The sequence below is a fragment of the Pseudomonas sp. EA_65y_Pfl1_P113 genome (assembly GCF_963970525.1).
In the GTDB taxonomy this organism is placed as follows: Bacteria; Pseudomonadota; Gammaproteobacteria; order Pseudomonadales; family Pseudomonadaceae; genus Aquipseudomonas; species Aquipseudomonas tritici.
In genome coordinates, this window is record NZ_CAXAQM010000331.1 from 1 (window position 1) to 535 (window position 535).

At 66.0% G+C, this 535-nt stretch carries 1 protein-coding gene and 1 pseudogene; both read right to left on the minus strand.

All coding sequences use genetic code 11. The annotated features are described in order from the left end of the window. Nucleotides 1-339, minus strand: a 339-nt coding sequence (locus AACY52_RS29890; RefSeq protein ID WP_339561316.1) for an ABC transporter permease, incomplete at its 3' end; no start/stop codon positions are given. Beyond that, nucleotides 339-535 (minus strand): annotated as a pseudogene (locus tag AACY52_RS29895) (hypothetical protein); the annotation flags it as partial. The pseudogene AACY52_RS29895 and the gene AACY52_RS29890, both read right to left, overlap by 1 nt.

The window sequence follows — 535 nt, forward strand, 5'->3', positions numbered from 1 at the left end:
CGCGCCTTCGTAAATTGCGGTCGCGGACGTGCCTGCCTGCGCCGCCACAGCGGTGACCCCGGCGATTTGATCGCGGATCGCGGCCACGTCCTGCGGCTTGAAATCGGGCGGACGCGGCCCGCCGCCGCCACGGCCGAAGCCCTGTCCCGGACGCACTTGCAGGATGTTGGTGCCCAGCGACGAGATCGATTTCTGCACAGCCGCCGTGGTGGCGTTGCCGAGTGTCACCATCGTCACCACCGCCGCCACGCCGATAATGATGCCGAGCGTCGTCAGGAACGACCGCAATTTGTGCCGCGAGATCGAGCGCAGCGCGAGGATGAGCGTGGTGCCGAGCATCAGTCGAACGCCGGAACCTGGCCGGGCGCATGCTGCGTATCGACGCGCTCGACCAGGCCGTCCTTGAAATGCACGATCGTGCGCGCAAACGCCGCCATGTCGGGCTCGTGCGTCACCATAATCACCGTAATCCCGCTGTCGCGGTTGAGCCCGGCGAGCAATTGCATGATCTCGACCGAGCGTTCCGAATCGAGGT